The following is a 13,114-nucleotide window of genomic DNA, read 5'->3' on the forward strand; positions in this document are numbered from 1 at the left end:
GGAGTTGGAAGAGCGGCTGCAGAGCGGAACCATCGTGCACAAGAAGGCCAAAGACATTCTTCGGGCCGCGCAACTTCGATTGCTTTCGGAGGACAATCCGCACGTCGCCGCGGATCTGTCCAAGATCAAAAAGGGGCAGCCGCTCTCGCCTATCCTGCTGGTCCGCGGCGACTTCGCGGCCGGTGTTCCGCTCCAGATCGCCGACGGCTACCACCGCGTCTGCGCGAGCTACCACACCGACGAGAACACCGACATTCCGGTGATTCTCGTGTCCGGCCGTCAGTAGGTGGGACAGTGATCGACATTCAGGCCGTCGGCGCGGTCCGAGTGCTGACTTTGTCGTCGGGGCGCGTCAATGCCATCGATGTGGAGTTCGCGAACGAGCTGGCCGCGGCCATCGGCGAGCTGCAGCAGTCGGGCGCCGGCCCGCTGGTCCTCACCGGCGCCGGGCGGGTGTTCAGCGCAGGGGTTGACCTCAGCCGCGTGATGGACGGCGGGGCTGACTACGTCGATCGGCTGATCCCGGCCTTGTCCGAAATGATCGTGGCGCTGTTCAGCTATCCGGGTCCTACGGTCGCCGCGATCAACGGCGCCGCCATCGCGGGCGGCTGCGTGCTGGCCTGTACCTGCGACCGTCGGCTGATCAGCCCGTCCGTACAGATCGGGGCGACCGAGGTCCGCGTCGGAGTGCCGTTTCCGGTCGCCCCGCTGGAGGTCATGCGGCACGTCTGCGCAGATCGCACCGAGGAGGTTGTGCTCGGCGGGCAGGTCTACCGAGACGACGAGGCGATCGCCCTGGGCCTGGTCCACCGCATTGTCGCCGATGACCTGCTCGAGGCGGCTGTGGCGGAGTCGTCAGACCTCGCCGAGATCGCGGCCGACGCTTACCGCCAAACGAAAAACCAGCTGCGAGCGCCTACTCTGGCGCGGATCAGCAATAGCGGCGACATCGACCGCGAGGTCCGGCGACTGTGGGGAGCAGAGGAGACACATCAGCGCATCGCCGCCCAGCTGGAGCGCCTGCGCCGTCGCTAGTCCTCGACTGCGACCCCGCCGCGCGGCCTACGCCGATGTGACGTCTTGCCGGTCGGCCGGCGGTTTTGCAGCCTGGGCCGCGGTTTCTCCACGACTCTGGTGACTTCGGTGTCTTCCGCGTATGGCTTGGGCTTGGGGATCACGACGGTGGGCTGCGGGCTTTCCCCGGTGGCGTCGACCGATTCCTCCGGCTGCTCCGCCACCTCGGCTACTTGGGTTTCTTCAAGTTCGCCGACCTCGACCTCGGTGGTCTCGGCTTCCTCGGCCTCTTCAGCCTCTTCGGTCTCTTCGGCCTCTGTGGCCTCTTCGGCGTCTTCGGTGTCCGCGACCTCGTCGGTCTCGGCTTCGTCGGCCTCGGATGCCTCTTCTGCCTGGTCCTTGGCGCGCGTCTTGCGGCCCGTGCGCTTCGCCTTGGGCTCCTTCATCTTGATCGGTTTCGGCGGTGGCGGCGGCAACTCGGCGACAAACGACAGGTAGAACCCGAAGATCCCGAGCACGGCGATCGCGGCGGCGCCACCGTAAATGCCGAACAACCACTGCCCGGCAGCGTCCAGGCTGAGCCAGATCTCGCTGATCGCGGTGCCGATGATCAGCACCCCGGCCAGCACGTGGGCCACGATCGACCACAGCCTGATCGACAGCGCCAGCTGCGGCGTGCCCAGCTCCGGCTTACGAGTGCGCAGCAGTGTGAACCACACCGGCAGCGCGGCCAGGCCGATCAGCGCGCCCGCGGTGATCCGGCCAACCATGCACCATCCATGCGGCCACTCGCCCAAGAGCTCATACCAGCGTGGCAAGACGCAATAGAAATAGAGGACACCGGCGGCGAGCGAAAACAGAGCGTGCCACCACATGGCTAACGTGCGTCCCATAAGCCTCCTCAAGCTGCTGAGCTCAAGCCAGCATAGAGGCCGACCAGCCCACAATCGTGCATGTCCGCGTCTCAAAACGAGGGCGATCCTCTGCGGAGGATGCGGGATTTGAACCCGCGAGGGCTGTTAACCCAACCCGCGTTCCAGGCGAGCGCCATAGGCCACTAGGCGAATCCTCCGCCGTCATGGTAGCCGCTGAGTCAAACGCCGGGTGTCTTGCGCCCGACGCCGAGTCTTGCACGTCAGGTATTACACTCGCCATGGACCCCGCGCGGCGTTTATCCTGTGAACTCCCCCAGGGCCGGAAGGCAGCAAGGGTCAATGGGCTCTGTCGGGTGCGCGGGGTCCCCTTAGTTGGGGCCGACGGAGCCACTATTTGTGTCTACGACCGGAAGATGTCTAGGACCGGAAGGCCGTTGTGGTGGCGTTCGACTCCCTCAGCCCTGAAGAACTCACTGCCCTGCACGCCCGCCACCAGCAGGAATATGCGGAGCTGCAGGCCAAGAAGCTGTCCCTGGATCTCACCCGCGGCAAACCGTCCGCAGCACAGCTCGACCTTTCCAACCGGCTGCTGAGCCTGCCCGGAGACGATTACCGCGACGAGGAGGGCACCGACACCCGCAACTACGGCGGCCTGCACGGCCTGCCGGGACTGCGGGCCATCTTCGGCGAGCTGCTCGGGATCCCGGTGCAGAACCTGATCGCGGGCAACAACTCCAGCCTGGAGTTGATGCACGACCTGGTGACCTTCTCGATATTGCACGGCGGCGTGGACTCGCCCCGGCCTTGGATGAAGGAGCAGGACGGGGTCAAGTTCCTCTGTCCGGTTCCCGGCTACGACCGGCACTTCGCCATCACCGAGACGATGGGCATCGAGATGATCCCGGTCCCGATGCTCGAAGACGGCCCCGACGTCGACCTGATCGAGGAGCTGGTCGCCGTCGACCCCGCGATCAAGGGGATGTGGACCGTGCCGGTGTTCGGCAATCCGACCGGCATCACCTACTCGTGGGAGACGGTTCGCCGGCTGGTCCAGATGCGGACCGCCGCGCCCGACTTCCGGCTGTTCTGGGACAACGCCTATGCCGTGCACACCCTGACGCTGGATTTCATCCGTCAGGTCGACGTGCTCGGACTGGCCGCCAAGGCCGGCAACCCGCACCGGCCGTACGTCTTCGCGTCCACCTCGAAGATCACCTTCGCCGGCGGCGGCGTCAGCTTCCTGGGCGGGTCGCTGGGCAATATTGCCTGGTATCTGCAGTACGCGGCGAAGAAATCGATCGGCCCGGACAAGGTCAATCAGTTGCGGCACCTGCAGTTCTTCCGCGACGCCGACGGGGTACGCCTGCACATGCTGCGCCACCAGCAGATCTTGGCGCCCAAGTTCGCGGCGACGCTGGAAATTCTGGACCGGCGGCTGAGCGATTCCAAGATCGCCTCCTGGACCGAGCCGAAGGGCGGCTACTTCATCAGCCTCGACGTGCTGCCCGGCACGGCACGGCGAACCGTCGCCCTGGCCAAGGACGCCGGGATCGCGGTCACCGAGGCGGGTGCGTCGTTCCCGTATCGGAAAGATCCCGACGACAAGAACATCCGCATCGCGCCCACCTTCCCGCCGCTATCGGATTTGCGTGAGGCGGTCGACGGCCTGGCGACCTCGGCGCTGCTGGCGGCTTCTGAATCCCTGGTTGACTCTGCGCCCACGGCGCAATAGGTCAAGTAGATCCCGCCGCCAGCGCAGAGTCAGCACGTCGTCGCCGGGCTCGGTTAAACCGCCAGTTCGCGGGCGGCGGCTGCGATGTCGGTCAAGACCTCGTCGATTTCCGCCGCGGTTGTCATCGGGTTGAGGAAGACCAGCTTCAGGCGGACCTGCGGGGTGCCGTCCGGGCCGGTGATCTTGGTGCGGGCGAGCAGCGCCCGGCCGTCCGTCATGAGCTTGCGGCGGATGGCCGAGTGCCAGGCGTCCTCGTCGCCGCCCGGGGCCGCGTCCGTGCCCCGGCAACGGAAGATCACCGTGCTGAGGATCGGCTGCGCCACCAGGTCGAGCGTGTCGCTGGCTGCGATCCGGGTTGCGGCGTGCAGTGCCTGCTGGTGGCAGGCGTCCACCCAGGCACCCATGCCCGCGCGGCCCACCGTCAGCAGCGTCGCCGCGATCTTGAGGGCGTCGGAGCGGCGGGTGGTCTGCAGGGAAGTGCCGAGCAGGGAGGTGAAGCCGGCGGCCTCGTCGTCGGATGGGTTGAGGTAGACCGCCTGCTCGTCGAGGCAGTTCATGTGTCGCCGGTCGCGCACCAGAAACACGCTCGACGAAGCCGGGGTCCAGCCGAACTTGTGCATGTCGAACGCGATCGAATCGGCTTCGGCGAGTCCGTCGAGCAGCGACGCGAGCGTCGGCGAGAACAGCGCGCCGATGCCGTAGGCCGCGTCGACGTGCAGCCAGATCCGGTGCTCGGCAGCCAGCGCCGCGAGTTCGGGCAGCGGGTCGAAGGAACCGTGGTCGGTGGTGCCGGCCGTGGCGACCAGCGCCACCGGAACCTCGTCGGGGGCGAGGTTGGCGAGGATCTGCCGGGCTTCCCCCGCGAGCATGCGACCCCGCTCGTCGACCGGCACCTTCAGCACGGCATCCCGGCCGAGGCCAAGGAATGCGGCGGCGCGTGCGATGGAGAAGTGCGCGGCCGCGGAGCACAGGATGCGCGGGCGGATCCGTCGTCCCGGCAGGCCGGCCTGGGACACCGCTCCGGGGTCGGCGTCGTTGAGGGCATACTCCCTGGCCAGGAGCAGCCCCATCAGGTTGGAGATGCTGCCGCCGGGGGTCAGGGTGCCAGACGCCTGGTTTGTGTAGCCGACCCAGGAGGCCATCTCCGCGATGAGCTGCCGCTCCAGTTCGAGAGCGAAGGGCCCGCTCTCCCAGGCGTGCAGCGACTGGTTCAGTGCGCCCGCGACCAGTTCGGCCGCGGCGGCCGCCGCGGTCGGCGCGCACTGCATGCGGGCCACCGCGGCTGGGTGGGTGAGGTCGACCGCCCAGTTCGCGTAGGCCTGAAAGAGGTCCGTCACCCGCTGGGCACTGGGTTCGTCTGTGAGGAACTTGCCGCCACCCAGGGCCTCGTGAACCGCTGCCTTGGCCGCCTCGGGCCCGCCGGGGGCGACGGGGCCGCCGCGTTTGAGCGCGGCGTCGTGGAGTGCGCCAAGGGCCGTGTCCACGAGTTCCTTGAGCTGCTGCAGGCCCTCGGGGCTGCCGGCCAGCGCTGCGTTGCTTCCCGTGTCGATCATTTCTATTTGGTTCCTTTCGATTTGGTTCTCGTGGAGGTGTTGCGGATGACGCCGATCGATGCCGTAACGACAGCGCCCAGGCCCAGCGCCTGAGCCGGGGAGAGGATTTCGTGCAGGACGACGAGTGCGACCAGGGCGCCGATCGCGGGTTCCAGGCTCAGCAGAACCCCGAAGACCAGCGCCGACACCCTGCGCAGCGTCTCCATCTCGCAGGTGTAGGGGACCAGGGACGACAGCATCGCGACGCCGAACCCGAAGGCGAGAACCTCGGGCCGGGCGAGCGCGGCGCCGCCCTCGGCGAGTCCGGCCGGCAGCGAGCACACGGCGCCGAACGCCATGGCGAGCGCAAGGCCGCCGCCGCCGGGCACCATCGCCCCGACCTTCGCCGACAGCGGCACGTACGCCCCCCAGAAGACGGCGCAGGCCAGCGCGATGAGCAGTCCGGTCAGCCCGGCCGCGCCGCCCTGCCAGCCGAGCAGCGCGATGCCGCTGGCCGCGAGGACGATCCACAGCCGGTCGGTGGCCCGACGCGAGGACAGGGTAGCGACGGCAAGCGGACCGGCCATGCCCACCGTCAGGGCCACACCGACCGGCATCCGCGCCATGGCCAGGTAGAAGCAGAGGTTCATGCCGGCGATGGACACGCCGAACGCGAGGACGGCGCCCGCGGTACGACGGTCCAGCCGCAGCGAAGGCCGCCACCAAAGCAACAGCACGACGGCCGCGAAGCCGAGCCGCATCACGGTCATCGCCGCCGGGCCGGCCGTGCCGAAAAGATGCTTGGCGAAGGCCGCACCGAGCTGCGTGCTGACCATTCCGACGAGCATGAGCGCCGGCGCCGGAACGGCGTCTACTCCGGTGCGCCGGGCCGTGGGTAACGTCGTGGCGCTCATGTCTTGTCGCTGTCGTCGGCGAAGAAGTTGATGTCGCGGAGCATCGACGTGATCGCCTGGGCCGACGCCTCGCGGTGTCCGGGGCAGGTGCCCAGCAGCCGGGCGTGACGTTGCAGGGTGGATCGGCCGAACGGCAGTGCGCCGGTCTGCAGATAGCGGATGGCGCCGGTGCTGTCGCGTTGCGGCGTGACTTGGGAGTGGGCGTGGATGCTTGCGCTGAACGGGATGTCGAGGGCGCCTTCGGCGAACGCCTGCGCGATCGCGGCCGCGGTGTCATCGGCGGCCAGGATCGGCTGGACCAGCTCGTCGACCTCGCTTTCGATCCACTGCTGCTCCTGTTCCACCTGCTCCTGGTCGATTCGCACGAAGTCGAGCAGGTCGGAGGTGGCCATGCGGGTGGTGCGGATGCCGGCGATGTTCGCGGGGGCGTCGGGGATGCCGTAGGCCTCCTGGTTCGTCTTGGTGATGATCTTGGCGGCGCCGCCGAGGCGTCCGGTCAGGCCGCCGTAGAGGATCAGCGCGTCGGCCTTGTCCCGGTTGCGCGGGAACACGCCCATGAATTGGTGCAGCACGGGGAAGACCTCGACGGTGGGAGGCAGGTATCGGCGCGCGAGACTGGGAATCGCGCGCAGGGCGGCGACGTCCTGGGCCAGCGCACCACCTTGCGGATAGGCGATCGACAGGCAGCGCACGCCCTCGCGGGCGGCGAGGATCGCCTCGAGCAATGTGATGGCGAGACTCAGGGACGGCGGCACCAGCACGGCGGTGAGCGTGCCGAAGAGCTCCCGATCGACGATCACCCCGGCTTGGGCCAGGGTTCCGCACGCCGCGTCGACCTCGCGCCAAGCCTCGAGCGATACCGGGAGTGGAACGTCCTTGCAGTACGGCAGGTTGTAAGAGATTCCGCCGCCTTCGAACGAGGTGATGCCCGAGGCGATGGAGACGGCGAACAGGTCGCGGGCGTCCGGTGAACCGTGACGGATCTCCAGCGGGGCGTGCACGCAGGCGTTCAGTTCGCGGCCGCGTTCCCAGCCGTGGCTGACCAGCGGGTAGCCGTTGAGGTTGGCCGGCGACGTGCGCAGTGTGTCGGCAGCGACGTCGAAGTGCCGCAGCCGAGTGTGCGAGTCGATGGTGACCGGCAGCAGGTCCGGTGCCGCACCGGCTTCGAGTTGCCGGAGCAACGAACGCATCTCGTCGTGGCCGCCGACGCCGCAGCGGGGTTGCAGGGCGGGGACGCCGGTGTCGGCGGCCGTGCGCAGGATCGTGTGGGCGCTGGCCTTGGTGGAGGCCCGCAGGTGGTCCAGTACCTCGGGGAGATCGGGCAGGTCGAGGGTTTCGTCGACGGTCAGATCGAGCAGTCCCGGGCTTGTCATGAGCCGACCGCTGCCAGTTCGCGCGCCGGCCGATCGGTGATGCGTTGGTCGGCCAGCCGGTTGAGCAGGACGGGAAGCTCGTCTGCGGAGTCGAGAATGTGGTCGACGCCCAGCGCCCTGAGCCGGTTGGCGGTCTCCGGGCCCTTGTGGCTGCCCACCGAAAGGTTGCCGCCGACGATGATCGGGCAGGCGAGTTGGCCGGCCGACCGCAGTTCCGGCAGGTCTTTCAGGTCTTCGTAGGCGTGACCGTTGAGGCTGCCGATGAGGACTGCCTCTGCTTGCGGGTGCGCGCGGTAGGCCTCGGCGAACTCCTCGAGCGGGGTGCAGACCCCGAGGTTGACGACGACGAAACCTTGCTGGCGCAGCATCATGGCGATGAGCTGGTTGGCGACCGCGTGCGCGTCGCTGGCTGCGACGCCGAGGATGACGACGCGCGGCGCAGTGGTGGCGGTGGTGTTCATGAAACTTGGTCCTTTGCGGATGTGTGGTCGGTGGGGTTAGTCGTCGAAGGCTGCGAAGAGCTCGCGGTCGCTGATCTGGGCGAGGCGCTCGAGGTCGAATTCGTCCGCGTTGGCGCTGGCCAGAGAGTCGAGCACCAGGTTGATCGCGGGGATGAGGCCCCAGACCTCGCGGTAGGGGGTCCAGCCGGGGTGGCCGGCCTCGAGGTCGCGTTGGCGGGCGAACAGGTAGTCGGCCCATTCGCGGCTCATCGGGAAGCGGTGGTGGTAGTCGTGGACCACGGTGTCGCCGGTGAGCACCAGGTAGCGGCTGGGGAAGTGGATCAGCGCCATGCGCAGCGTCCAACGCACCCAGGCGTAGACGCGGCAGGCACCGGTGAGGTCGTCGCCGGGTACCGGCTCGCCGAGGAAGATGGCGTTGCTCAGCCCGGCCATGTAGGCGCGGCCGCGGCGAACCTCGACGTCCTTCTCGGGGAAGGTGTGCTCGACGCACAGCCGAAGCACGTTGCTGATCTGGAAGAAGAAGAACAGCGGCAGTGCCCAGGCGACGAAGAAGAACATCCAGCCGTGCAGCACGGTGAGCAGCGCTGCCAGCAGGAGGTAACCCAGCAGTGCCACGCGGCGCTCGGTGAGTGTGGCCCCGTGGACGTAGGAGCGGATCCGGGCCCAGGCGAAGCGTGCGTGGAACACCGGTGAGCACAGCAGGGCGATGATCCGCCGCCACATCTGCTGGCGGGTCATGCCGGGGCGCAGCGCAAGGGTGACCAGCATTGCCTGCACGGTGGGGTCGTGCAGCGTCATGTGCCGCGCGGCGTGGTGGTCGCTGATGTGCTCTTTGCTGTAGCGCTGAAAGCTTTGCACGACAAGGACGGCGGCGATGATGCGCCCGAGGAGGCGGTCCGCGTGCGGCTTGGCCCACATGTTGCGGTGGGCGGCTTGGTGGAAAATCAGCATGCGCAGATTGCGCATGCCGTGCAACGTCATCGCCCAACCCATGACCAGCAGAAGCAGATTCGGGTCGGACCAGGCGGCCGCGCTGCAGCTGAGTCCGGCAGCGACGGATCCCAGGGCGGTGGCCAGGTGGAAGGTGGGGGTGGGTTTCGGGCCACGCTGCCCGGTGTAGGGCTTGCCGGTCAGATACGTCAGCGGCAGCTGAAGCGCCGACGGCAGACGCCGCATCGATTCACGGACGTCGACGGGTGCGGCGTCGTGGTCGAGCGTCTGCTCGGGAGCTGACGTTGTGGCGAGTTGGTTCATGGGTGGATTTCCTTGAGGGGGTCGTTGTTGGGGTGGCACGCCCAAGGTGCGGCACCCATCTCAGGAGATCCTTGAAAGAATCTTGAGCGGCGCCCGTCAGCAGCGGAAACGCATATGTACTGCCCCACTGGGGTCTGCTCCGTCACCGGGCGCCGGTAGCCTGCTGGCGTGGCTCTGTACCGCAAATATCGACCGGCATCGTTCTCCGAGGTGGTGGGGCAGGAGCACGTCACCGAGCCGCTGTCCGTCGCCCTGGAAGCCGGCCGGATCAACCACGCGTACCTGTTCTCCGGGCCGCGTGGCTGCGGAAAGACGTCGTCGGCGCGCATCCTGGCCCGGTCGTTGAACTGTGCGCAGGGACCGACGGCCAACCCGTGCGGGGTTTGCGATTCCTGTACCGCACTGGCGCCGAACGCGCCCGGCAGCATCGATGTCGTCGAACTCGACGCCGCCAGCCACGGCGGCGTTGACGACACCCGCGAGCTACGCGACCGTGCCTTCTACGCGCCGGCGCAGTCGCGCTACCGGGTGTTCATCATCGACGAAGCGCACATGGTGACCACCGCGGGATTCAATGCCCTGCTCAAGATCGTCGAGGAACCCCCCGAGCACCTGATCTTCATATTCGCCACCACCGAGCCGGACAAGGTGCTGCCGACCATCCGGTCGCGCACGCATCACTACCCGTTCCGGCTGCTGCCTCCGCGCACCATGCGGGCCTTGATCGGGCGGATCTGCGAGCAGGAGGGCGTCATCGTCGACGACGCGGTGTATCCGCTGGTGATCCGGGCCGGCGGTGGTTCGCCCCGCGACACACTCTCGGTGCTGGACCAGTTGGTGGCCGGAGCCGAGGGCAACCACGTCACCTACCAGCGGGCGCTCGGGTTGTTGGGCGCCACCGACGTCGCACTGATCGACGACGCCGTCGACGCACTGGCTGCCGGAGATGCCGCGGCGATGTTCGGTGCGGTCGAATCGGTGATCGACGCCGGTCACGACCCCCGGCGCTTCGCCATCGATCTCCTGGAGCGTTTCCGCGACCTGATCGTGCTGCAAGCGGTTCCCGATGCGGCCAGCCGCGGCGTGGTGGATGCGCCGGAGGACGTGTTGGACCGAATGCGCGAACAGGCGGCCCGCATCGGTCCGGCGACCCTGACCCGCTACGCCGAGGTGGTACAGGCCGGGCTGGGAGAGATGCGCGGTGCGACGGCACCGCGGCTGCTGCTCGAAGTCGTCTGCGCGCGACTGCTGCTGCCCTCGGCCAGCGACGCCGAGTCGGCCCTGCTGCAACGTGTCGAGCGCATCGAGACCCGCCTGGACATGTCGATCCCCGAAACGGCACCCGTCACCGCGCCCGCGAAGCCGGCCAAGCCGGTATCCTCGCCACGGCGGCGCGCGGCGCCAGACGAACCGAAACGCGAGCCGCCCCCGCCCGCGCCGACACCGCCCGCGCCGGCACCGCCCGCTGCTGAATCAGCCGCCGTTCCAGGCGAACTCAACGCGGCAGCGGTGCGAACGATGTGGCAGACGGTGCGCGACAAGGTGCGCCAGCGCAGCCGTACCACCGAGGTGATGCTGGCGGGCGCCACGGTGCGTGCCGTGGAAGCCGACACGCTGGTGCTGACCCACACCTCGGCGCCGCTGGCCAAACGCCTGTCCGAACAGCGCAACGCGGAAGTCATCGCGGAGGCACTCAAAGACGCGCTGGGCGTGAACTGGCGGGTGCGCTGCGAGGCGGGTGCGCCCGCTACGAACGACCAGAAGGCCGAGATTCCCGCCGCCCCGGCGCCGGACGAACCGCCCGCCCCCGACTCGGATTCCGCGCGGCGCGACGAAGAGGAAAGCATGCTCGCCGAAGCGGGCCGCAGCGATCCGTCGGAGCCGCGTCGCGATCCCGAAGAGGTCGCGCTGGAACTGCTACAGAACGAGCTGGGCGCGCGCCGTATCGACGGCTAGTGGCGATCGCCAGCGCGGCGCAGCCGGGCGCAGCGGGTCGCCACCATCGGGCGCAGCCGGGCGCAGCGGGTCGCCACCATCGGGCTAGGGCTGCCACCAGGGCCGCAGCGGCAGCTGGTCGCTGCCCCAGGTGTCGACGTTGGCCGCCAGCACGTGATGCAGCTGGAGATTGTTCTGTTCGAAGGCCACCCGCGACGCGGCCATGTACAGACCCCACACCTTGGCGACGGGCAGACTGACTTCGACGACGGCCTGCTCCCAGTGCTCGACCAGGTTGCGGCACCAGTCGCGCAGCGTCATTGCGTAATGGTGGCGGAAGTTCTCCTCGTGCAGCACTTCCAAACCGACGTCCTGGACGTCGGTGATGATGCGCCCAGAGCCCGTCAGCTCGCCGTCGGGGAAGACGTAGCGGTCGGTGAATCCGCCCGCGAAAGAGGTCGACTTGTTGTCGTGCCGAGTGATGCAGTGGTTGAGCAGCAGGCCTCCGGTGCGCAGCCGCGACTTGAGGAAGCCGAAGTAGGCGGGGTAGTTCTTCACGCCGATGTGCTCGGTCAGCCCGATCGACGAAACCGCGTCGAACTCGGTCTCACGCACGTCGCGGTAGTCGGAATGCCGCACTTCGGCAAGGTGCGTCAGGCCCTCGTCCTCGATCGCCTGCTGCGCCCACTTGGCCTGCTCGGCGGACAGCGTCGCACCGATGACCCGGACACCGCGCCGGGCCGCGTAGCGCACCATGCCGCCCCAGCCGCAGCCGACGTCGAGCAGCCGGTCACCCTCCTTGAGGCGCAGCTTCTCGAAAATCAGCCGGTACTTGTTCTCCTGCGCCTCTTCCAGCGTCGCGTCGGCGGTCGGATAGACCGCGCAGGTGTAGGTCATCGACGGCCCCAGCACCCATTCGTAGAAGGTGTTGGAGACGTCGTAGTGGTGGTGGATCGCCTCCGCGTCGCGGGTCTTGCTGTGCATGAAGCCGTCCGCGACGCGACGCCACCGGGGCGGCGTCTCCTGCGGCGGCGGTGGGACCGGCAGGAGGTGTTCGACGCCGATCGAGCGCACGACATTGGCCAGCACCCGCAGCGACGGTCGCTTGAACTCGACCTTGTCGGTCAGTGTTTTGAGCAGCTCGTAGGGGTCGCCCGGATGCACACCGCGTACCTGCAGGTCACCCGACACATAGGCGCGGGCGATACCGAGCTCGCCGGGCGCCGTGGCGAGGTAGGTGACGCCGCGGGGCCTGCGAAGATCCAGACCGAGTTCGGCGTCGTCGTGTCCGGCCGTGCTGCCGTCGTAGGCGGTGAACTTCAGCGGGTGCCGCGCACCTGCGGTGAGGACTTCGAGCACCTCGGCCATGCTGAGTTTGCCGGTGGTGACCGGCTCCCTGGTTGCCGTCATCGTCGTTGCACCGCCTTTGCGTAGAGATCGAGAAGACGCGAATCGGGATCATAGGTCTTCTTCACGGTGTTGTAAGACTCCCCGCCATAGAGCCCATCAAACTCCTCACGGGTGTAGAAGGAGTCCGAGTACAGGGACTTGTGGCCGTCCAGCTCGCTAACCTTCGCCTCGATGGTCCGGTTGGCGACGCCGGCTGAGCTTCCCTCGGCGCCGGCCGGCACCGAAGACCAGAACCCGACATTGACGAAGGTGTGCTCCGGGCGAAGCGGATACAAGGGCCAGCCGGCCTGGTCGCGTAGCCGCAGCGGGCACAGCCAGATGGGTTCGATGGGCACGTTGTTCAGGAACCATTCCAGGAACTCGCAGGTCCGTTCGATCGGCAGCTCGACGTCCTGCACCACCCGCTCGCGCGCCGGGCGAGCGTTCCGGGCCTCGATCCGGTCGGCGACGCCGAAACGCTGATCCAGGGCCATCAGCTTCCAGTAGACGCTGCTGCGCCGATACCGGCGCGGCCACCACCGCCGCAGCCGCGGGTTCTGCGCGCCGAACGCACGCGAGCACCAAAACCAGTCGGTGTCCCAGCGCCAGAAGTAGTCGTGAATGGTCAGGCGGTC

11 protein-coding genes, 1 tRNA gene, 1 other RNA gene and 1 pseudogene are annotated in these 13,114 nt (G+C 68.1%); 5 read left to right on the forward strand and 9 right to left on the reverse strand.

Annotation, left to right across the window (positions count from 1 at the left end; genetic code table 11):
* Both VML93_RS08795 and VML93_RS08800 read left to right on the forward strand, forming a co-directional pair.
* Positions 1-286: hypothetical protein (locus VML93_RS08795; protein WP_325609713.1), on the forward strand; the 286-nt coding region annotated here is incomplete at its 5' end.
* Positions 287-294: 8 nt separating this feature from the next.
* Positions 295-1,035, forward strand: a complete 741-nt coding sequence (locus tag VML93_RS08800) for an enoyl-CoA hydratase/isomerase family protein (protein ID WP_325609715.1) — start codon at positions 295-297, stop codon at positions 1,033-1,035.
* Here the strand turns inward: VML93_RS08800 and VML93_RS08805 are convergent.
* Both VML93_RS08805 and VML93_RS08810 read right to left on the reverse strand, forming a co-directional pair.
* Positions 1,032-1,907, reverse strand: coding sequence for a hypothetical protein (locus tag VML93_RS08805; protein WP_325609717.1), 876 nt, complete (start codon positions 1,905-1,907; stop codon positions 1,032-1,034). The genes VML93_RS08800 and VML93_RS08805 overlap by 4 nt on opposite strands.
* A 93-nt stretch (positions 1,908-2,000) precedes the next feature.
* Positions 2,001-2,086 (reverse strand) — tRNA-Ser (locus VML93_RS08810).
* An 80-nt stretch (positions 2,087-2,166) separates the two neighbouring features.
* On the opposite strand from VML93_RS08810, the gene ffs reads away from it, so the two are divergent.
* Positions 2,167-2,261: signal recognition particle sRNA small type (gene ffs / locus VML93_RS08815), an RNA gene on the forward strand.
* A 67-nt stretch (positions 2,262-2,328) separates the two neighbouring features.
* On the forward strand, positions 2,329-3,621 hold the full coding sequence (locus VML93_RS08820; protein ID WP_325609719.1) for an aminotransferase class I/II-fold pyridoxal phosphate-dependent enzyme: 1,293 nt from the start codon (positions 2,329-2,331) through the stop codon (positions 3,619-3,621).
* A gap of 53 nt (positions 3,622-3,674) precedes the next feature.
* Here the strand turns inward: VML93_RS08820 and VML93_RS08825 are convergent, their stop codons facing one another.
* From VML93_RS08825 to VML93_RS08845, 5 genes are read right to left on the reverse strand one after another with little or no spacing between them, the layout of a single operon-like run.
* The gene (locus VML93_RS08825) at positions 3,675-5,174 is read right to left on the reverse strand and encodes a pyridoxal phosphate-dependent decarboxylase family protein (RefSeq protein WP_325609721.1); all 1,500 of its coding nucleotides are present in this window, start codon (positions 5,172-5,174) and stop codon (positions 3,675-3,677) included.
* Between the two features lie 2 nt (positions 5,175-5,176).
* Positions 5,177-6,067, reverse strand: a complete 891-nt coding sequence (locus VML93_RS08830; protein WP_325609723.1) for an EamA family transporter — start codon at positions 6,065-6,067, stop codon at positions 5,177-5,179.
* Positions 6,064-7,440 (reverse strand): hypothetical protein, encoded by a 1,377-nt coding sequence (locus VML93_RS08835; protein WP_325609725.1) that lies wholly within the window; start codon positions 7,438-7,440, stop codon positions 6,064-6,066. The genes VML93_RS08830 and VML93_RS08835 overlap by 4 nt, the downstream gene beginning before the upstream one ends.
* Complete coding sequence (locus VML93_RS08840) at positions 7,437-7,901, reverse strand: cobalamin-dependent protein (protein ID WP_325609727.1); 465 nt, start codon at positions 7,899-7,901, stop codon at positions 7,437-7,439. The genes VML93_RS08835 and VML93_RS08840 overlap by 4 nt, the downstream gene beginning before the upstream one ends.
* Positions 7,902-7,937: 36 nt before the next feature.
* Positions 7,938-9,155 carry a fatty acid desaturase gene (locus tag VML93_RS08845; RefSeq protein WP_325609729.1) on the reverse strand — a complete coding sequence of 406 codons (1,218 nt, stop codon included), beginning with the start codon at positions 9,153-9,155 and terminating at the stop codon, positions 7,938-7,940.
* Positions 9,156-9,323: 168 nt separating this feature from the next.
* Here VML93_RS08845 and VML93_RS08850 point away from each other — a divergent pair, with 168 nt between their 5' ends.
* Positions 9,324-11,111 carry a DNA polymerase III subunits gamma/tau gene (locus VML93_RS08850; RefSeq protein WP_325609731.1) on the forward strand — a complete coding sequence of 596 codons (1,788 nt, stop codon included), beginning with the start codon at positions 9,324-9,326 and terminating at the stop codon, positions 11,109-11,111.
* Positions 11,112-11,195: 84 nt separating this feature from the next.
* On the opposite strand, the gene VML93_RS08855 is transcribed toward VML93_RS08850, so the two are convergent.
* Both VML93_RS08855 and VML93_RS08860 read right to left on the reverse strand, forming a co-directional pair.
* The gene (locus VML93_RS08855) at positions 11,196-12,500 is read right to left on the reverse strand and encodes a class I SAM-dependent methyltransferase (protein ID WP_325609733.1); all 1,305 of its coding nucleotides are present in this window, start codon (positions 12,498-12,500) and stop codon (positions 11,196-11,198) included.
* Positions 12,497-13,114 (reverse strand): annotated as a pseudogene (locus VML93_RS08860) (FAD-binding protein); the annotation flags it as partial. The gene VML93_RS08855 and the pseudogene VML93_RS08860, both read right to left, overlap by 4 nt.

Source organism: Mycobacterium sp. (genome assembly GCF_035499775.1).
In the GTDB taxonomy this organism is placed as follows: domain Bacteria; phylum Actinomycetota; class Actinomycetes; order Mycobacteriales; family Mycobacteriaceae; genus Mycobacterium.

Coding starts and splice junctions, on each gene's coding strand:
- VML93_RS08830 (WP_325609723.1), bottom strand. CDS start 6,067: ATGAGCGCCACGACGTTACCCACGGCCCGGCGCACCGGAGTAGACGCC.
- VML93_RS08805 (WP_325609717.1), bottom strand. CDS start 1,907: ATGGGACGCACGTTAGCCATGTGGTGGCACGCTCTGTTTTCGCTCGCC.
- VML93_RS08835 (WP_325609725.1), bottom strand. CDS start 7,440: ATGACAAGCCCGGGACTGCTCGATCTGACCGTCGACGAAACCCTCGAC.
- VML93_RS08845 (WP_325609729.1), bottom strand. CDS start 9,155: ATGAACCAACTCGCCACAACGTCAGCTCCCGAGCAGACGCTCGACCAC.
- VML93_RS08825 (WP_325609721.1), bottom strand. CDS start 5,174: ATGATCGACACGGGAAGCAACGCAGCGCTGGCCGGCAGCCCCGAGGGC.
- VML93_RS08855 (WP_325609733.1), bottom strand. CDS start 12,500: ATGACGGCAACCAGGGAGCCGGTCACCACCGGCAAACTCAGCATGGCC.
- VML93_RS08840 (WP_325609727.1), bottom strand. CDS start 7,901: ATGAACACCACCGCCACCACTGCGCCGCGCGTCGTCATCCTCGGCGTC.